Raw genomic sequence first — 19142 nt, forward strand, 5'->3', positions numbered from 1 at the left:
GAGCCATAGAAGCGATTCTATAGGCTCGTTTTTCTTTGCTGTTATATGCCATTCAAACGCCATTGTCACAAATTCAAGCATGGGAGAGCAGCGGCTCAGATTGGTAGGAAGATCATCGGAATCCCCCCCTTCTCAGTCGGTTTATCCCATTATGTCTTTGGTGCCTGTTCATTATAATTACTACTATAACCAGCTATACAAAAGCCGAAGGGGTTGAAGCATTCATGTTTAATAAAATGAACAAAACAAGTATGTTGACAGTAAGCACCATTCTCGCTCTGACGTTGAGTGCATGCTCCTCAGGTGGCGGTAATACGACGAATTCACCTAAGGGGACAAACGAAACATCGCCACAGTCCACCAATGCAGCCGTTAACGAGGGAACCAGTGATGCACCGAAGGTGAAGCTAAACTATTGGACAGAGGATCGACATGATTTGGCCTATATTCAGGAGGTCGTCCAAAGGTTTAACGAAACGAATAAAAACAACATCGAAGTCGAAGTAAAAGGGCTGTCTGAAAACTATAACCAGTCCGTGGACATTGCCTTCTCGAGCAAGCAAGCACCGGACATTATTAGAACCACACCAAGCAACTTTATACCCTTTGTCAAAAAAGGATATCTGGAACCGTTGAATGGTTACATGAATGCGGAAATGGACGCTAAATTTGGAGGGGCGCTGATTGACAAGTCCAATATGATGGATGGCCAAATCTATTCCCTTCCAAACTACGGCTATTCAAGCAGACTTATTTATAATGTGGATTTATTTGAGAAAGCGGGCATTGCCGCTCCTCCTCAGACGTTGGATGAAATGATAGAAACGGCTAAAAAGTTGACTGAAGCTGGCAAGGATACCGGAGCTTACGGCTTTGCCATTAACTTTAAAGGAGCAGACAACTCCTTTGAGAAAGCGCCACGCTCGATCGCTGAACTCAGTGGTATTGGCGGCTATGGCTACGATTTTAAAACAGGCAAATATGATTTTTCTGGATTTGCAGACATTATGACCGCATTCAAACAAATGAAAGACGATGGCAGCATGCTGCCGGGCGTTGAGGCTATGGATATTGATCCGCTTCGTGCTCAATTTGCCGAAGGAAAGATTGGCATGTACCTCTCTATTTCCGCTGAGACGAATGTGTATCTAGAACAGTTCCCTGCGAAAATTAACTGGGCCGCAGCGCTGCCGCCAACGATTGACGGCGAGATTAAAGGCGTAGCGGGCTACTGGAAAACAGGTCCATGGCTTTCGATTAGCAGCCAGACCAAACACAAAGAAGAAGCGTGGCAGTTCTTAGATTATATGTACAGCGATGAAGTGCTGCAAAAGTATTATGAGGGTGGTTACGGATTATCCCTTCTTCCTGACATTATTGCGAAGTCCAAAACACCAGAAGTTCCTGGCATTGAAGGCTTCCTTCCGACAGAAAATGATGGCATTTGGCCGATTTCCCCGAAAGTGACCGTGGATGGAACGGACTTTTCAAACTTATTTATTAAATACACGATCAGTGGCGGCGATTTGGATAAGATGATCGAGGATGTCAATGCGCGATATAATGTGGCGCTGGATAAAGCGAGAGCAAGCGGAGACGTAACGACGGAAGCCATGCCGGACTTTGATGCGAAAAGCATGCAAGGGATGTTAACGAAATAACACGGCTATGATCTGAATCCTGCACAGAAGGATAGGGGGCATCTCGCAAACCCTATCCTTGTTATTTAAGGAGATGAAATTGAACATGACGAGCCTGCGTAAATTAGGAGAATCCTACTCATTTATTATACCCAGTCTTATATTCACCGTGGTGCTAGGTATTTATCCGATTCTATGGGCGATTAGATATATGTTCTATAGCTATCCAGGATACGGGGAAGAAGTCTTTATCGGTTTTGGCAATTTCGCTGCTTTAATGCGAGATGAAGCCTATTGGAACTCGGTGGTCAATACGGCGATTTATGCTTCGGGTAAAATTATCATCACGATTCCACTTTCGTTAGTTTTAGCGGTCATTCTGAATAAAGGACTAAAGGGTAAAAACTTTTTAAGAGCGATTTATTTTATGCCTACTGTACTGAGTACGGCGGTCATTTCCATCGTCTTTTTTAACATCTTCAATTCGTACAACGGGATCATAAACCAATTTCTCATGAAATATCACATCGTTTCCAAAGGGATTGATTGGCTTGGCCCGGATATGGCCATGTTTACTTCGATTATCGTTGCGATCTGGGGAGCAATTGGAAACTACATGCTGCTATTTCTAGCGGGTCTGCAAAGCATTCCAGATGATGTCTATGAGAGTGCTTCACTAGATGGGGCGAACGCTAGACAAAAGTTTGTCTATATTACCGTTCCGATGCTGGGGCCTGTGCTGCAAATGATTATTATGCTGGCGATCACCATCTCTTTAAAGGGCTACGAGAGTATTATGGTCTTAACCGAGGGCGGTCCAATCGGACGAACCGAAGTCATGTATCTTTATGTCTATCGGATGTTCTTCCCGATTTCGTCTAGCTCCACGATGATCCAGCAGATCGGCTATGGTAGCGCTGTAGGCTTTATGTCTGCCGTCATTGTTGGACTCATTACGATCGGTTATTTCTGGATCTCGAAACGTTTGAATCGTATTTTCTAGCTTAGGGGGTTAGCTGTAATGAACACTGCACCAGCAACTAAAATCGCTCCATTGACAAAAACCGGCAGGAGAGCGAAACGTTTATTTTCCAGATTGATCGTATGGGGATTTCTAGCCATGATCGCGATATTTACTGTATTTCCAGTGCTGGTTACGCTATTTGGCTCCTTCAAAACGAATGCAGAGCTAACCACGGGTGCGACTATTCTTCCAAGTGTATGGCATTTCTCGAATTACCTGGAGGCTTGGAAACAAGCTGACTTTGCAAAATTCACTTGGAATAGCCTTTTTATTAGTACATTCACAACGATTGGCACACTGCTCCTCGCTTCTATGGCAGCCTATGCCGTGGACCGCAGAAATTTTTTCGGCAAAAGCTTTTATGTTTCGCTTCAAGCGGCAACCATGTTCATATCGATTGGCGCCGTTGTCATCCGTCCTCAATTTGAGCTGATGGTGAAGTTAAATCTAAATTCCTCGTTATGGGGAATCATATTTATACTGATCAGTGCGCATGCGACGACTTTCTTTATTCTGATTGGGTTCTTCAAAGGAATTCCTCGGGATTTGGATGAGGCAGCTTACATTGATGGATGCAATTTCTTCTCGGTGTATTGGCGAATTATCCTTCCGTTATTGAAGCCGGGCTTAGGCGTAGCTGCCTTGTTCGCTTTCCGCAACGCTTGGAATGAATACATTTTGCCGCTTGTTTTTACGATGACGAACCCTAAACTACAAACCTTGACGGTTGGTTTAGCAGATTTGCGATACGGCACTACAGCAGCAACCCAAACTCATCTCATTATGGCGGGTGCCTGCTTGTCCATATTACCGATTCTCATCGTTTATGTTATAGCGAACAAGTCCTTTATGCAGGTGACAGGCGGTTCTGTCAAAGGCTAGGAGCATGGATATGATGAGTTCAAGTTGCAGCACGCCACGAAAATTGTGGTGTGCTTTTTTTTGTCCTAACAAATTCACACTCGCTAACGTTGAATGAACGAAAAGCAACAGAGATCTTTTCGCAAATTGCCATCAGCTTATTCATTTACAAAATTTGAGTTTAGCTTTGATTATTTAATAATCAAATTGAACAGGATAAGGTGTGAGAATAGAGCTTTCAGCTGCAGATTCGTAATCAGAGTTAGAGATGATATGAAGTAAAAATAAGATAAACAAATAGAAAGGTTGATGGAAATGGTTAAGATTTGTGTAATCGGAAGTTGTGCAATGGATTTGGTAGTCACATCAACCAAGCGGCCACATGCGGGTGAAACCGTTCTTGGGGATAACTTCTCGACTGTTCCGGGAGGGAAAGGTGCGAATCAAGCAATAGCAGCAGCACGATTAGGTGCGCATGTTACGATGATTGGCTGTATTGGAGAAGATTTCTATGGTAAAGCTATCATTGATAATTTAATTAGTAATAACGTTACCATTACGTTTGTAGACTCAACATCAGATGTGAGTAGTGGAACAGCTCATATTATTTTAGCTGAAGGTGATAACAGTATTATCGTAGTCAAAGGAGCAAATGATAAAGTTAGCCCTGCTTTAGTTGAAAAAGCACTTGATACGATAAAAACGGTTGATATGGTTCTAGTACAGCAAGAGATACCAGAGGAAACGGTTTGTTATGTTAGCGACATTTGCCATAGATTCAAAATACCATTATTACTAAACCCAGCACCAGCTCGTACGATCAGTAAAACAGTCATTGAAAATGCAGCTTATCTCACACCGAATGAACATGAATGTGCAGTTCTGTTTCCGGAGTACACAACAACAGAAGCATTACGGAAATATCCCAACAAGCTATTTATTACGGAGGGGAGTAAAGGCGTTCGATATTACGATGGGGAGCAAGAAGTACTCGTTCCAACTTATAAAGTGAATGCTATAGATACGACAGGAGCTGGTGATACCTTCAATGCTGCATTAGCCGTTGCGCTGGCGGAAGGCAGCTCAACTCAGCAAAGTTTGAAGTTTGCTAATCGTGCTGCTTCTTTATCTGTAACAAAATTCGGAGCCCAGGGTGGTATGCCAACAAGATCTGAAGTAGAGGTGAACCTATAATTATGAAAAAACATGGAATATTAAACAGTCATATCAGTAAAATCCTTGCTGACTTGGGTCATACAGATACGATTGTCATTGCAGATGTAGGACTTCCAATTCCAAAAGATGTTCCTAAAATAGATTTAGCTCTAATGATAGGTGTCCCAAGCTTTCAAGACGTTGTGAATGTTATCGCAGAAGATATGGTTATCGAAAAAATAATTGTAGCTGAAGAGCTTGCAGCAAACAATAAAGAAACCTCCCAATACTTAAACGATCGTTTTAAGGAAATCGATAAAGAAGAGATTTCACATGAACAATTTAAAATGATAACCCAGCACGCAAAAGTCATTATTCGAACGGGTGAGGCTAAGCCATATGCAAATTGCATACTTCAATCAGGTGTTAATTTTGGATAACGAGGGGGTTCTAACGACATGCACGTTGAAATGAATGATATCCATAAGTCATTTGGTGCTAACCGTGTATTGACAGGTGTGAATTTTGAACTTCATGAAGGCGAAGTCCATGCACTTATGGGTGAGAATGGTGCTGGTAAATCTACTTTGATGAATATATTGATTGGCTTACATAAACGTGATCAAGGAACCATCATGATTGATGGTCAGGAAACATACTTTGCAAATCCCAAAGAAGCGGAAAAAAGCGGGATTGCTTTTATTCATCAAGAGTTGAATGTATGGCGGGACATGACCGTGCTAGATAATCTTTTTATTGGAAAAGAACGGTCTTCAAGTTTCGGTTTACTTGATATAAAAGAGATGAGAAAGCTCGCTAATGAGCAATTTAAAAAGCTTTCCGTAACGATTCCATTGAACCAGGAAGCAGGGAAATGCTCGGTTGGTGAAAAACAAATGATTGAAATTGCAAAGGCTCTTATGACCAATGCGAAGGTGATTGTTATGGATGAACCTACAGCGGCATTAACAGAGCGTGAAATACAGAAGTTGTTTGAGGTTATCGCATCACTGAAGAAAGCTGGAGTATCAATCGTCTATATTTCGCATCGAATGGAGGAGATCTTCGCGATATGCGATCGAATAACCGTCATGCGCGATGGGAAAACGGTGGATACAAAACCAATTCCAGAAACGAATTTCGATGATGTTGTGAAAAAGATGGTTGGGCGAGAATTAACAGACCGTTTCCCATCCAGTCAAGCTAAGCCTGGAGAAGTTGTGCTTGAAGTTAAAAACGCAACAAAGAAGGGACAGTTTAGAGATGTTAATTTTTCTGTGCGATCTGGGGAAATTATCGGCTTCTCAGGATTAATGGGGTCAGGACGTACCGAAATGATGAGGACGATTTTTGGATTAGATTCTTTGGATCGTGGTGAGATTTGGGTGAAAGGAAAAAAGGTCATCATTCATAATCCGAATGATGCTATGAAAGCGGGTATAGGGTTTGTTACGGAGGATCGTAAAGATGAAGGTTTAGTTCTTGATTTTTCTGTTAAGGACAATATGGTGCTAACCAATTTATATAGTTTTGCACCTAGAGGACTAATCAATAAGAAGAAGGAACAACAATTTGTTGATGTCCTTATTGAACGATTGCATATTAAGACACAATCCTCATCCACTTTAGTTCGGAATTTATCCGGCGGTAATCAACAGAAAGTGGTTATTGCCAAATGGATCGGCATTGGATTAAGTGTTCTCATATTAGATGAACCTACACGTGGAGTCGACGTAGGAGCCAAAAGAGAAATATATCAACTGATGAATGAATTAACTGAACGAGGTGTAGCGATTATTATGGTTTCATCAGAGCTTCCGGAAGTATTAGGGATGAGTGACCGTATCTTCGTTGTTCATGAAGGGAAGATCAGTGGAGAGCTTTCAAAACAGGAAGCATCGCAAGAGCATATTATGAGGTTAGCTACAGGGGGGCAATAGTGATGACGACAATCAAGGACGACAGAGCACATAAAGGCTTGCAGCTTGGACAATTTACACAGAAACTTGGAGCATTACTAGGGTTGATTATCCTTATTATCATTGTAACTGTGCTGAACCCAAGTTTTTTGGAACCACTGAATATTCTCAACTTGCTTAGACAAGTAGCGATCAATGCGCTTATTGCCTTCGGAATGACCTTTGTTATTCTGACAGGTGGCATTGATTTATCCGTCGGATCCATTCTTGCGCTCTCTAGTGCGATTATGGCAAACCTTATGCTATCCGGCTGGGATCCTATATTAGCAATAATTGCTGGCTGTGTATTAGGTGGAGTGATGGGTGTTGTTAACGGTGTTCTAATTACTAAGGGGAGAATGGCACCATTTATTGCTACGTTAGCGACCATGACTATTTTTCGAGGATTAACGCTTGTATATACGAATGGTAATCCGATCACAGGTCTTGGAGATAGCTTAATGTTTCAATTATTTGGCCGAGGTTATTTTCTAGGTATTCCTGTTCCAGCTATTTCGATGATCATTGTTTTTGTAGTTTTGTGGGTTGTACTTCATAAAACACCATTTGGTCGAAAAACCTATGCCATAGGCGGTAATGAAAAAGCATCGATTATTTCAGGTATTAAAGTAGATCGGGTCAAAATAATGATCTATTCATTAGTGGGGATGTTATCGGCTTTGGCAGGAGCAATTCTTACCTCAAGATTGAACTCTGCACAACCAACAGCGGGAACTTCTTATGAGCTAGATGCTATAGCCGCAGTAGTACTTGGTGGGACAAGCTTAACTGGTGGGCGTGGGCGTATTGTAGGCACATTAATTGGGGCGCTTATCATCGGTATTTTGAATAATGGTCTCAACTTACTCGGTGTATCTTCTTTTTATCAAATGGTAGTAAAAGGGATTGTTATTGCGATTGCTGTACTATTAGACCGTAAGAAAGCCTTATAAGAGGGGGATACCTATATGAAAAAAATAAGTGTAATTCTGATTTCGTTTCTTTTAGTACTAATGACAGGCTGTTCTTTGGAGCCTCCAGATTGGGCAAAGCCAAACAGTGGTGGGAAAATAGGTAATATCAAAATTGGGTTGTCGATATCTACACTGAATAATCCATTCTTTGTATCCGTCAAAGATGGTGTAGCAGCAGAGGCTGCGAAGCTTGGAATAGAAGTAATTGTAATTGATGCTCAGAATGACTCAGCGAAACAAAGTAATGATGTGGAGGATTTAATGCAAAAAGGTGTTAATGCACTATTAATTAACCCTGTAGATTCATCTGCGATCTCAACAGTAGTACAGACTGCGAATAGTTTGGATATTCCTGTCGTAACTTTGGATCGCTCCGCTGACAAAGGTGATGTGAAAGCACTGGTAGCATCTGATAACGTCAAAGGCGGATCTATGGCGGCAGAATATATTGTACAGCAAGTTGGAAAGGGGGCCAAAGTCATTGAGTTGGAAGGATCACCAGGAGCTTCTGCGACTCGTGAACGCGGTAAAGGTTTCCATGAAATAGCAGATACACAGTTAGATGTTATTGCAAAGCAAACCGCGGATTTCGATCGAACGAAAGGACTAACAGTTATGGAGAACCTCTTGCAAGGAAATCCAGGCGTACAAGCTGTTTTTGCTCACAATGATGAGATGGCGCTTGGTGCTATAGAGGCGATTCAAAGCTCAGGAAAAAACATCCCTATTATAGGTTTTGATGGAAACGAAGATGCGCTTAACTCTATACAAGCAGGAAAATTAACAGGAACAATTGCCCAACAGCCTGATTTAATCGGACAACTCGCTGTTCAAGCGGCTAAAGATGTTTTAGATGGAAAAACGGTGGAAAAGTTAATTGCGGCACCTCTTAAATTGGTTATTAAAGAATAAGGGTAAAGTAATGTGAAAATCTTTATCGGGATGAGAGGATATTTTATTAGAGGGAACCTCTCTGCAGCGATGTTTGGCTGTGGAGAGGTTTTTTTGTATTATTATCTGCTTCCATTATTAAGCTATAATACGAACGGCAGGATTCTTTAATTCACTTCCCGAATATCCTAATTACAACCAGAAAAATGATCGAGTTGGATACAAATGAGAATGTGTTTAAAGAGCTATTTGCTTTTGATAATGAAGAAATAGTGATAATGAGGTGAATTTTAATGGAGGATAACAAGTACCCTGAGAATTACTTTGAACACTACATTGTTTGTTTTTTTAGCACAGATCAAACTCCAGATGAAGCTGGCTTCCAAAAATTAGCGAGGTTATATTTAGATCTGGAAGGCTTAACTACATTTTCTGAACTAATAAATGAAATACAGCTAATTAAGGAAAATAACGATTGGTCTTACTTTGAAAAGGGAACTAAAGATTTTGAAATAAACTTAGGTACTGTTGAATTTAAAAAAATGGCTGAAGTAGCAATCAAGGTGTTTAAGGATTTGAGCTAACAGGTGACGATAGCTACATTTACGCTGGTATAGTTGGAAGGAGGAATGGTTGTTGAAGAAAATCTTTAGTTTAATGGGAATCAAAAATAAACCTAATTTCATGGATTATATCTCGATTATAATTTTATTAATTGCAGCAATTATGTTGTTTTTTCACTTGATAATATTTCAAAATGTAAATCTGTTTTTAACAGGAGTAGTTGGTTTAATTATGTATTTAGTACTAATCATCATTCAAAATAGAATGAGAAAATAAAAATCTTTTATTACATAGAAAAATTATGAATCTAACGGGACACTATAGCTTAAATAATCAGCTCAACGAGACTGCCGGTATGAAACGGCAGTCTCGTTGAGGTAACTGTAGGTCATAAGCTATCTGAAATACTTTGAAAGAGTTGATAAATCGTGAAGACAGTAGGAACGGTAAAGATCTATTTCCTGACTGCCGATGAAGGCGGGCAAAGTATTATTCCAGTTGGAAACTTCTCAATACCCATCATCTTTGAAGAAGATAGAGAGTTAATAAATGGCTTATGGAGTGCAGTGATTGAATTTCACAAATCTCCAAATACTCAAAGAGATACAACTGCAGATTTGTATTTACTTTTCCATGAGAAAGAAGAGGCGCCGAATCATTTAATCAAACCTGGAATGAAATTTGAATTAACGACAAATAGAGTGATAGCCAAAGGGATAATTGAAACATCAAAAAACAAGTAAGGTTACAGCCCCCGTTCAGAAGAAAGGATAACATATCGTGAGATTGTACAATTTATGGGGCTTAGAGAGGCTATATACTTAAGTGCATATAAGAAATATATTCATTTGGGAGTGTTACCTGTTTATTTACTTATTTAAGGCTGGCTGGACTGCTCGTTTGTTATTTGTATAAGGAAAGTCAGGATAGGGTTTCTTATGATCCACAATGCACATGAATTCACAAACAGAAAGGAAAGATCGCGCTATGTACACTGAACAACAGCTGATTCAAATCACCTTTAATCTCTTCACTCCGCCCGCAGCCCAAACAGCCGACAGCATAGCTCTTCTTTGGGATAAGCCCATTCGCACCAGCGTTGAGCGTTACGAGGTGTATGTGAACAGTTCTCTCGTCGCCACTACTGAGAATACAGACTACACTATTCAGGGACTTGCTGCCGCACAGGAGTATGAAATCTATGTGTGTGCATATGTAGCAGCAGGGGAACCGCTGAAAAGCAATACCTTGAACGTCGTAACGAGGCCCCAGCCTCAGGTGTTTGATATCACGTCCTTCGGTGCGGTAGGGGACGGCTCTACGTTGAACACACAGTCGATCCAATCTGCAATTGATGTGTGTAGTCCAGGTGGTCTTGTCAATATCCCCGCAGGTGTGTTCCTGTCCGGTGCTATATTCCTCAAAAGCGATATGACGCTGTACCTAGGAGAAGGGGCAGTGCTGCTTGGCAGCCCCGATACGCAGGACTACCCGCTCATAGAATCCCGGTGGGAGGGTCTGGAAAAAACCTGCTACACCAGCCTTGTCAACACACCGAATACGGCGGGTGGACGCTTGCGCAACATCACCATTGCTGGGCCCGGTAAAATAGATGCAAACGGTAGCTTGCTTCGCAAAAAGGAGCTATCGGAAGCGGCAGGTAGGCCGGGATCTGCTATATGTATCCGAAATACCGATAATGTGTACCTGCAAGGAATCACGGTTCGCCAGTCTCCCTTTTGGTGCGTGCACATCGTGTACTGTAACGGCCTAAGCGTCAACGGCGTGGGCATTCATACTAAATATGATGAAGAGGGCAAACTGTATGATGGCATTGTGAACGGCGACGGGCTGGATCCCGATTCCTGCAGCAACGTATATATTTTCAACTGCCACATCGCAAGCCAGGACGACTGCATTGCCATCAAGTCCGGCCGAAACGCTGAGGGCCGTGCGGTAGGCATTCCGACGGAAAACGTGCGTATTAGCAACTGCCGCTTTACCAGCGGTTTCGGCGTGGCTATGGGGAGCGAGATGTCTGGCGGTGTGCGTAACGTGTTGGTGGAAGACTGCGTGTTTCATAATGCCTTCAGTGTAGCGAGCATCAAGGCTATTCGCGGGCGCGGCAGTGTGATAGAGAATATCACCTACCGGGACTGTACGTTATCTAACCAAAACGTTGAACTTCAAGATACTCAGTGGTTCCGTGGGGCATTATATGTAGACCAATTCTACGGCGATTTGATTTTTGACCCGCACCAAGACCTGCCAAAGGATGAGGGGACCCCGGTCATTCGGAACGTACTGTTCCAAAACATCACACTGGATACGGTCGCCGGAAACGTCATCTACCTTACCGGTCTGCTAGAAAGCCCGCTGGAGAATATTCGCTTTGAGAACATAACCGCCGTAGGCAAGCATGGCTTTATAGCAAACAATGTTCGAGGCCTTGTACTGGATAATGTCTCGGTGGAAGCCCGCGAGGGACAGGCTATGCACTTTATCAATGTGAAATAACAGTAAACAAAAGCTCAGCGCATTCATGGAGGCTGTAGCGCACCCCTTATAGTAGACATTGGAGACGCACCCTTTGTGTAGAACCGATGAAGACTATTGGGGGTGCTTTTCTGTTTGGGAGACTTCACTTTCCTTTCCATCAGTAGGTGATTAGGCTATCATTAATTCAAAAACGATCCGGAGGTTCTTATGCTTAAGATTTTAGTTGCAGAAAACGAGCCATGGATTAGAGCGGCTATTATTGAAATGGTGGAGAGCATTGGACACGATATTAAAGTCGTTGGCGACGCAACAAACGGCGAAGAAGCTTGGCATATGCTTCAGCAATTGTGGCCGACTGTTTTAATTACGGATATTATGATGCCGGAGATGGACGGGCTGGAGCTTGTTCAAAAGATTACGGAACATAAAATACCGATGGCGGTTATTATTATCAGTGGATATGAAAACTTTCAATATGCGCAGCGAGCGATAAGTTATGGCGTCAATAAATATCTCCTGAAGCCAGTGAACAAGGAGGAACTGCGTGATGCTTTGCTCGAGGTGATGGGGAAATTGACAGAAATCGAGAATATGAATCATCATTTAATAAAAATTCAAACGTATTTCGATACGATTAATGATATTGATTCCACAGTGGGTATGAAAAATCTATATAAACTTGTAGATGAAATCAGGAACTTAAAACATGTGAATTACGGAGCTTACTTGAGCTTGCTCCGAATTGTAGAGTCGAAGATCAGCACCATGCTAACTAGTATCAACGCTGAGCATACGGTGAAGTCCAACTTTAGCGAGATTTCAGATCAAGAAATTCGTACACATTTGGGTAAATTAATGGAGACATGGTTTCTTCATCCGGAACGCAATAAAAAGGAACTAAAACTAATTATTAAATCCGCTTGCAATTTTATTCAAAACCATTACCAGGATGACTTAACGCTAACTCAAATGGCAGAGTATTCAAATTTGAGCATCTCTCATTTCAGTTCCCTGTTTAAAAGTAATACGGGTGAGTCGCTCATCACCTATATTAACCAAGTACGCGTGGAGAAAGCAAAAGAGCTGCTCCGTAACTCAGACGACAAAATTTATTTGATTTCCGAGCAGGTCGGTTTTTCGAGCCAACCTTATTTTATTCGTGTTTTCAAAAATATGACGGGTATGTCGCCGAATGAATATCGAAAAAGTTGGGGGATCTAGCATGAAGCAGTTACTCTATCGTCTGACATTAAGGCAAAAAATTATTGTGAGTTTTATAAGCTTAGCAATGGTTTCTGTTTTATCTATGAATTCTCTCTCAAGCTTCTACTACACCCGTACGATACAGCAGGATTTTTATAATATAACCGAAACCACGACCGAAAGCCTCAACCATCAGATAGAAATCTACTTTCAGCAGATTGCAAAATCTACATATGCCATGAATGCAGGTATATTAAGATACTCAAGCGTGCTGCTGGAACAAGGGGATTCAAGTTTGATTCAGGATTGGCTGAGAGATGATTCGATGAGCCTAGGGAAAATTTCCATGACAAAAGAAATTTTAAGGAAGTACATTTCATTTAACTATCCGGAGATCGATAACATTTATCTTATGTCGCTGGATCGGAGAGTTCTGCCAACATACGGTTCTTCCAGCGATATCGAATTGTCAAATCAACCTTGGTTTTTGTTGCCAATGAGTCTACAGCTAGAAATCATCCCAACGTACTACGGAGAGCAGTTATCTTTTCCGGTGCTTGCTGCAGCGATTCCAATTTTCGATGTGACCGATACAAAAATATCGGGCAGGCTTGTATTGCAAATGAGACTAACTGAAATTAAGAACATGATTGGGAACATGCGCATCGGTAAAACCGGATATATCTTTATGGTTTCATCGGACGGAAAAATTGTACATCACCCAAATACGAAGTGGTTGGCATCTCCGATCGAGGAGACCGAACTCTCATGGCTTTCGCTTGACGAGCCGAATTCTCTCCAAGAGTGGAATGGGGAAAAATATCTTGTTTCATACAGTGTTTCCGATGTGACAGGATGGAAGACTATTGCGATGGTACCGTTTAAAGAGATGGCGACAGGGATGCAAATCGCTCAGAATTCTGCCGTCATCGTTATGGCGTTGTTGATCCTGCTTATCATCATTTCCGTACCGATTATGGCTAACCGCATTACCCGTTCGATGGTTTATTTGAAGAGAGCGATGGAAAAGCTACAGACCGGCGATTTATCCGCACGGGCACCGATAACTCCAGGACGCGACGAAATTCAGATGCTCAGTGTGAGCTTTAACCGAATGGCAGAAAGGCTGAACCAGCTTGTAAATACGGTGTACAGTATGGAGCTTAAGGAAGTACAAATGAAGCTTCTGCAGAAAGAGGCGACAATTCAGGCTTTGCAAAATCAAATCAATCCTCACCTGCTATACAACACGTTGGACATTATCAAGAGTATCGCCTTTCTAGAGGGAGTTCCACGGATAGAACGAATGGCAGAAAATCTTGCATCGTTATACAGGTTTACAGCAAAACTGGAACAGTCGGAAATCAGTCTAGTAGAGGAATTGGAACATCTAAAAAAATATCTGGAAATTATTCATATTCGTTATACAAAGCATTTCGAAAGTAAAGTTTATGTGGATGACAAATATCTGAGTGCAACCATCATCAAACTCTCCTTGCAGCCGATCGTCGAGAATGCTGTTAAGTATGCAGTTGAGCCGCAAAATGGCAAAGCTGCTGTGATCATAAGCGCATATCCTGAGGGGTCTGACCTGATTATCGAAATAGGGGACAACGGTTCGGGAATTAAGGCAGATATCCTACAAGATCTGAAAGAGCGACTTGCTTCCATTACACATCAACCGAATCATGGCATGAAGACTTATGATTCACTGGGACTTGTAAATGTCCACAATCGCTTGGTGCTTTATTATGGTAAATCGTATGGGATAGAAATACATTCTTTTCCGGGTAAAGGAACGGTAGTTTCGGTAAGAATTCCGTTTGAGAGAAAGGATAACATTTCGTAAGATTGTACAATTTTCAGAGCTATTCGAGGTTATATAATAAGAATTGTAAAGGGAACATAACAAAAAAGGGGATGTTGATTTGAAGAAGATTCTGAAGGCGGTTACAGTATCATTCTTGGCTTTAAGCATGGTCATTGGATGTTCGTCAGCAAAACAAGATGGGAATGGGACGAAAACAGGACCTACAGCAGCCACGGAAACTTCCGGATCAAACAAGACGGGGACAAACAACGAGGAGAAGCTTGTAATTAATATTGCCGCCCAGTATTGGAGCGGGCCGAAATGGGCGGAGAATCACCCTACGATTCAGTATTTGAACGACAAGTTTAATATCGATCTCAAGCTGCAGTTCATTAACGGGCCTGAATACAACGAAAAACTAAAGGTTATGGCCGCATCGGGTACGCTTCCGGACTTTTACCGAGTTGACGCACCAACGTACATCGATTGGCAATCCGAAGGCGCTTTTGTAGAGTTAACGGGTTTATTGCCGAAGTATACGAACCTGAGTGCGGCGTACCCGCCAGGCGAAGCTATGTCGGTGTTGAATTCGGAGGGGGAGCTGTACGGACTTCCGGAAATTTCTTGGACTGTACGCGACACGGTGCAGATTCGGCAGGACTGGTTGGATAACGTCGGTTTAGAGCTTCCTTCGGCCGAAGAGTTCACAGTCGATAAATTTTACGAAATCGCGAAAGCTTTCGCAAAGCAAGATCCGGATAAAAACGGAATTAATGGCGATACGATCGGTTTTGCGGGCAACAACTTGGCACTACGGAACGCGTTCGGTCTTGCGAACGAATGGGCAGAAAAAGATGGAAAGTTGATCCCGCACCAGACGCAAGTAGAGGAGTATAAAGCTTATCTTGCCTTCATGAAGAAGGCTTACGACGAAGGAGTACTGGATCAAGATTTTGTACTTCGTAAATCGAATGAAATTGAAGATTTGACGAAAGCGAACAAGCTGGGCATGTTCACCTATCATAACAATTACCCTAATATCAGCACGGAAGTAAAGAAGACGTTCCCAGACGCGAATCCGGTTATCGTTCCCATGGCTCCGCCCGTCGGACCTACGGGACTTCGCGGAAACACGAACATGGCGTTCGGTATGAATAAACAGGTTATCAATGCGAAAGCAAGCGATGCGAAGGTCGATCGGATTCTTCAAATTTTGGATTGGTGGGTTACCGAGGAAGGCACGCAGATTATGAAGAACGGAATTGAAGGCGTCCATTATAACAAGAGCGCCGAAGGCAAGTACGAAGTAACCGATCTCTGGGAGCCGGAGATGCCGCGTTTCATGAACAGCAGCCTCTTTAAACGCCCTGGTACCGATTTTAACCTTTACCTCTGGACGGATAAGGCAGAAACTGACCGACATGAAATGTATACGTCACTCGTCGAGGAATATCCGTGGCCGAATGCAGCTATGGGCCTTGAATTTTATTCGGAGACGTACAAGGCAAAAGGTGCGGATTTGAAGACCAAGTTTGAAGAAGCTATCTTCAAGATTATTGTAGGAGCCAAACCGATCGAATTCATCGAACAGGCTTCCGCCGATTATCTTGCGGGCGGCGGTGAGCAAATCATAAAGGAAATTAACGAAGCAGCAACGAAATAACGATAACCATGAGCTTCGATTTGTGCAGGCCGCATCTTCTCTTGCGGCCTGTCCTATTCCAATACGCCTATGTTGCGTTAGATAAGGAGTGAGATTAGACAGATGCGTCAACACGTGACACAACCGCAAGCAGCAAGCGCCGATTTAATTCCTTCCAAGAAAGCAAAGGCGAGATACTTTAAGCGCGCTTTTCCTTTTTATACGATGATTTCCCTAGGTTTGTTGTATTTTCTTGTTTTTCGCTACGGTCCAATGTTTGGCCTATTCATCGCATTCAAAGATTACTCGCCGTTCCGAGGCGTCTGGGAAAGCGAATGGATTGGTATGGACCATTTCGTTCGCCTATTCACGGATAGTGATTTTATTCTTTTGTTTAAAAATACATTGATCTTAAACGTCTTGGATACGGTCATTGCTTTTCCTTTTCCAATTCTAATTGCAATTCTACTCAATGAGGTAGGAAATAAGTATTTTAAGAACTCGATGCAAACGATCTTGTACGCACCACATTTTTTTTCGTGGGTAGTTATTGTTGGAATCACGATGCTGTTCTTCCGGGCGCAGGATGGCGGCGTGAATATGCTGCTGGACGCGATGGGATTCGGCCGCATTGAATTAATGACAGATCCAAAATATTTTCGTTTCCTATGGTTATTTCATAATATTTGGCAAGGAGCGGGCTGGGGAGCAATTATTTATTTGGCAGCGATCGCGTCAATCGATCCGGCTCTCTACGAGGCAGCCAAAGTGGACGGAGCGAACCGGTTGCGTCAAATTTGGAGTATTACCCTTCCGTCTCTGAAAAACGTCATTTTGATTATGTTTATTTTACGGCTCGGCAGCTTTATCGAAGTCGGCTTCGAGCATATTTTCCTATTGCAAAATCCATTGAATCTTGGGGTCACGGACGTTTTCGATACGTACGTTTACCGTCAAGGTCTTGTGCAAGGTGATTTCAGCTACTCAACCGCTATCGGATTTTTTAAATCAATCGTAGGACTTGCCATGGTGGTAACCGCCAATACGATCGCAAAGCGGTTCGGAGAGGAAGGTGTCTACTAATGAGTGAGCGTTTCTCTAAGGGCGATCGTCTATTCAAGTTTATTGTATATGCATTTCTGATTGCCTTCACCGCTTCGATTGTGTTTCCGTTGATTTATGTCATCATGACTTCGTTTGCACCTGCACGGGACTATTATACGCGAGGCTTCTTTCTTATTCCAAGTTCCTTTACGCTCGAGGCTTATCAATATTTATTTAATAATCCCGGCTTCATTCAAGCGTTAAAAAGCTCGATCTTGATTACCGTTGTCGGAACGTTCATTAATATTACGCTAACCTCTTTGATGGCCTATGGATTGTCGGAGCCCGGTATTAAAGGGCGGTCGGTGATTAATTTTATGATCCTGTTTACGATGCTTTTCTCCGGCGGACTCATCCCGAGCTACTTGGTCGTGGATGGCCTTAATCTTGTAGATACGTATTGGGCGCTTTGGTTGCCAGCAGCCATCGCTCCATTTAACGTGATCGTTATGCGCAGCTTTTTTGGATCGCTTCCGTATGAATTAAAGGAGTCGGCACGTATGGACGGATGCGGGGAGTGGAAGATGTTTGCGACGATCATCCTTCCATTGGCGAAGCCTGCAATTGCTACATTTACCTTGTTTTACATGGTCGGAAATTGGAATACCTACTTCTCGGCAATCATCTATTTCAACGATGATTCGAAATGGCCGCTGCAAGTATTTTTAAGACAAATGCTCATCTTAAATGACGATAAAATAGGTCAACTGGCCGAAACGGTGTTTACGTATACCCCGGCGGCGCGTATGGCGGCGATCTTGATTACGGCATTGCCGTTGCTGGTTATCTATCCGTTTCTTCAAAAGCATTTCAGTAAAGGCATGTTAATCGGATCGGTGAAGGGATAACTCCATGAGTATGATAATTGATCGAAATACTACGTTTCGTTTACCTAATAAGTTGACCTCTCCAGTCCGACACGCATGGGATATGGTGGCGCGGGATCTGAAATCTGTCATTGACCCTATTTCCTTCACCAGTCGGATTTATACAGCAGGAGCTGGAGGAAGCTTTCCATTCGGGAGCGTTCTCATATTTGCTGGTGAACAGTGGGAATGTAAGACCGCATGTGTATACCTTGGATTACATCCGGGAGCTATGGAGCAAGGGACCTACGGATTCGGAGGTGCATCTCCGACAGTTTGTGCGTCGTATGTACTCCGCATGCGAAGACGAGATTGCTGCATTCCATCTTGATTATGCGGAACAGACCATTTCGTACGGTCCAAATGAAGATGATCGTGCGGGTGAGGAGTTTTATCATCACCCCGCTCGGGAAATCGTCGGCCATTGGCTGCAAGGAAGGGACGGACACCCGCTGCATAGGTTGAACTGGGCAAGCGGTCCGGTAAGTTTTGCAGAGCAGGTTGAATGGTTTCGCCGCAAATGCGCAGATGCGCTACCCGGCTGTGAGGGATTTGCGGCTTTAGGTGATTCATTTAATGCATACTTGAATAAAGATTTTCCTGTCGCTTTCGTGCACGCATCGCGTGCGATGTGGTCCTATCAACAAGGAATAGACGTTTTGAAGGAAGCAGAGCACGGCGATTGGCAAAATTTCTACCGAGCGGACTGGCTTACGAACATTAAGAGTACGGTGAACAATATGGATACATTAAGAAGATGGCTGCGTATGCACGGAGACAATCCGGATTTCTTTGCTTGGTATAAAAATTTTCTGATGCCGGAAACAGATAAATGTATTTATTTGGAAAATACTCATCGTAATCCTTTGACAGACGACGAGCTGGCTCAAAGACTGCAAATAAAGTTCGGCATATCATACTTGCGGAACGAGAGGATTCACTGACCACCTG

General features: G+C 42.7%; 17 protein-coding genes. All 17 read left to right on the forward strand.

The window, feature by feature from the left end:
• Positions 1-224: 224 nt before the first annotated feature.
• The 17 genes from MHI37_RS11305 (at position 225) to MHI37_RS11385 (ending at position 19135) form a co-directional block, all read left to right on the forward strand.
• Positions 225-1661: a sugar ABC transporter substrate-binding protein gene (locus MHI37_RS11305; protein WP_342556548.1), complete on the forward strand. Its 1437-nt coding sequence runs from the start codon at positions 225-227 to the stop codon at positions 1659-1661.
• 85 nt (positions 1662-1746) lie between these two features.
• Complete coding sequence (locus tag MHI37_RS11310) at positions 1747-2643, forward strand: sugar ABC transporter permease (RefSeq protein WP_076339123.1); 897 nt, start codon at positions 1747-1749, stop codon at positions 2641-2643.
• Positions 2644-2661: 18 nt separating this feature from the next.
• Complete coding sequence (locus MHI37_RS11315; RefSeq protein ID WP_342556549.1) at positions 2662-3546, forward strand: carbohydrate ABC transporter permease; 885 nt, start codon at positions 2662-2664, stop codon at positions 3544-3546.
• A gap of 294 nt (positions 3547-3840) precedes the next feature.
• A complete protein-coding gene (rbsK, locus tag MHI37_RS11320; RefSeq protein WP_076339660.1) occupies positions 3841-4719 on the forward strand; it encodes a ribokinase in 879 nt (292 codons plus the stop codon).
• A gap of 2 nt (positions 4720-4721) precedes the next feature.
• A complete protein-coding gene (rbsD, locus tag MHI37_RS11325; protein WP_076339659.1) occupies positions 4722-5120 on the forward strand; it encodes a D-ribose pyranase in 399 nt (132 codons plus the stop codon).
• 18 nt (positions 5121-5138) lie between these two features.
• Complete coding sequence (locus MHI37_RS11330; RefSeq protein WP_076339658.1) at positions 5139-6620, forward strand: sugar ABC transporter ATP-binding protein; 1482 nt, start codon at positions 5139-5141, stop codon at positions 6618-6620.
• Between the two features lie 2 nt (positions 6621-6622).
• Entirely contained in the window at positions 6623-7591 is a 969-nt protein-coding gene (rbsC, locus tag MHI37_RS11335) for a ribose ABC transporter permease (RefSeq protein WP_076339657.1), read from the forward strand.
• A 15-nt stretch (positions 7592-7606) separates the two neighbouring features.
• Entirely contained in the window at positions 7607-8524 is a 918-nt protein-coding gene (gene rbsB, locus MHI37_RS11340; protein ID WP_076339656.1) for a ribose ABC transporter substrate-binding protein RbsB, read from the forward strand.
• Positions 8525-8796: 272 nt separating this feature from the next.
• Positions 8797-9087 carry a hypothetical protein gene (locus MHI37_RS11345; protein ID WP_076339655.1) on the forward strand — a complete coding sequence of 97 codons (291 nt, stop codon included), beginning with the start codon at positions 8797-8799 and terminating at the stop codon, positions 9085-9087.
• A gap of 408 nt (positions 9088-9495) precedes the next feature.
• Positions 9496-9810, forward strand: a complete 315-nt coding sequence (locus tag MHI37_RS11350) for a hypothetical protein (RefSeq protein ID WP_076339653.1) — start codon at positions 9496-9498, stop codon at positions 9808-9810.
• Positions 9811-10054: 244 nt separating this feature from the next.
• Positions 10055-11584: a glycoside hydrolase family 28 protein gene (locus MHI37_RS11355; RefSeq protein WP_076339652.1), complete on the forward strand. Its 1530-nt coding sequence runs from the start codon at positions 10055-10057 to the stop codon at positions 11582-11584.
• Positions 11585-11773: 189 nt separating this feature from the next.
• Entirely contained in the window at positions 11774-12787 is a 1014-nt protein-coding gene (locus MHI37_RS11360; RefSeq protein WP_076339651.1) for a response regulator, read from the forward strand.
• Between the two features lies 1 nt (position 12788).
• Positions 12789-14618, forward strand: coding sequence for a cache domain-containing protein (locus MHI37_RS11365; protein ID WP_076339650.1), 1830 nt, complete (start codon positions 12789-12791; stop codon positions 14616-14618).
• A gap of 79 nt (positions 14619-14697) precedes the next feature.
• A complete protein-coding gene (locus MHI37_RS11370) occupies positions 14698-16242 on the forward strand; it encodes an extracellular solute-binding protein (protein WP_076339649.1) in 1545 nt (514 codons plus the stop codon).
• A gap of 102 nt (positions 16243-16344) precedes the next feature.
• Positions 16345-17304: an ABC transporter permease subunit gene (locus MHI37_RS11375; RefSeq protein ID WP_083676554.1), complete on the forward strand. Its 960-nt coding sequence runs from the start codon at positions 16345-16347 to the stop codon at positions 17302-17304.
• Positions 17304-18173: a carbohydrate ABC transporter permease gene (locus tag MHI37_RS11380; protein ID WP_076339648.1), complete on the forward strand. Its 870-nt coding sequence runs from the start codon at positions 17304-17306 to the stop codon at positions 18171-18173. The genes MHI37_RS11375 and MHI37_RS11380 overlap by 1 nt, the downstream gene beginning before the upstream one ends.
• A 110-nt stretch (positions 18174-18283) precedes the next feature.
• On the forward strand, positions 18284-19135 hold the full coding sequence (locus MHI37_RS11385) for a hypothetical protein (RefSeq protein ID WP_076339647.1): 852 nt from the start codon (positions 18284-18286) through the stop codon (positions 19133-19135).
• The last annotated feature ends 7 nt before the right edge of the window (positions 19136-19142 follow it).

Source organism: Paenibacillus sp. FSL H8-0548 (assembly GCF_038630985.1).
Lineage (GTDB): Bacteria > Bacillota > Bacilli > Paenibacillales > Paenibacillaceae > Pristimantibacillus.

Bases quoted from the DNA above. Each gene is read 5' to 3' on its own strand.
- MHI37_RS11305 (WP_342556548.1), top strand. From the start codon at position 225: ATGTTTAATAAAATGAACAAAACAAGTATGTTGACAGTAAGCACCATT.
- rbsC (WP_076339657.1), top strand. From the start codon at position 6,623: ATGACGACAATCAAGGACGACAGAGCACATAAAGGCTTGCAGCTTGGA.
- MHI37_RS11315 (WP_342556549.1), top strand. From the start codon at position 2,662: ATGAACACTGCACCAGCAACTAAAATCGCTCCATTGACAAAAACCGGC.
- MHI37_RS11375 (WP_083676554.1), top strand. From the start codon at position 16,345: ATGCGTCAACACGTGACACAACCGCAAGCAGCAAGCGCCGATTTAATT.
- MHI37_RS11380 (WP_076339648.1), top strand. From the start codon at position 17,304: ATGAGTGAGCGTTTCTCTAAGGGCGATCGTCTATTCAAGTTTATTGTA.
- rbsD (WP_076339659.1), top strand. From the start codon at position 4,722: ATGAAAAAACATGGAATATTAAACAGTCATATCAGTAAAATCCTTGCT.
- MHI37_RS11360 (WP_076339651.1), top strand. From the start codon at position 11,774: ATGCTTAAGATTTTAGTTGCAGAAAACGAGCCATGGATTAGAGCGGCT.
- MHI37_RS11330 (WP_076339658.1), top strand. From the start codon at position 5,139: ATGCACGTTGAAATGAATGATATCCATAAGTCATTTGGTGCTAACCGT.
- rbsK (WP_076339660.1), top strand. From the start codon at position 3,841: ATGGTTAAGATTTGTGTAATCGGAAGTTGTGCAATGGATTTGGTAGTC.
- MHI37_RS11365 (WP_076339650.1), top strand. From the start codon at position 12,789: ATGAAGCAGTTACTCTATCGTCTGACATTAAGGCAAAAAATTATTGTG.
- MHI37_RS11310 (WP_076339123.1), top strand. From the start codon at position 1,747: ATGACGAGCCTGCGTAAATTAGGAGAATCCTACTCATTTATTATACCC.
- MHI37_RS11345 (WP_076339655.1), top strand. From the start codon at position 8,797: ATGGAGGATAACAAGTACCCTGAGAATTACTTTGAACACTACATTGTT.
- MHI37_RS11355 (WP_076339652.1), top strand. From the start codon at position 10,055: ATGTACACTGAACAACAGCTGATTCAAATCACCTTTAATCTCTTCACT.
- rbsB (WP_076339656.1), top strand. From the start codon at position 7,607: ATGAAAAAAATAAGTGTAATTCTGATTTCGTTTCTTTTAGTACTAATG.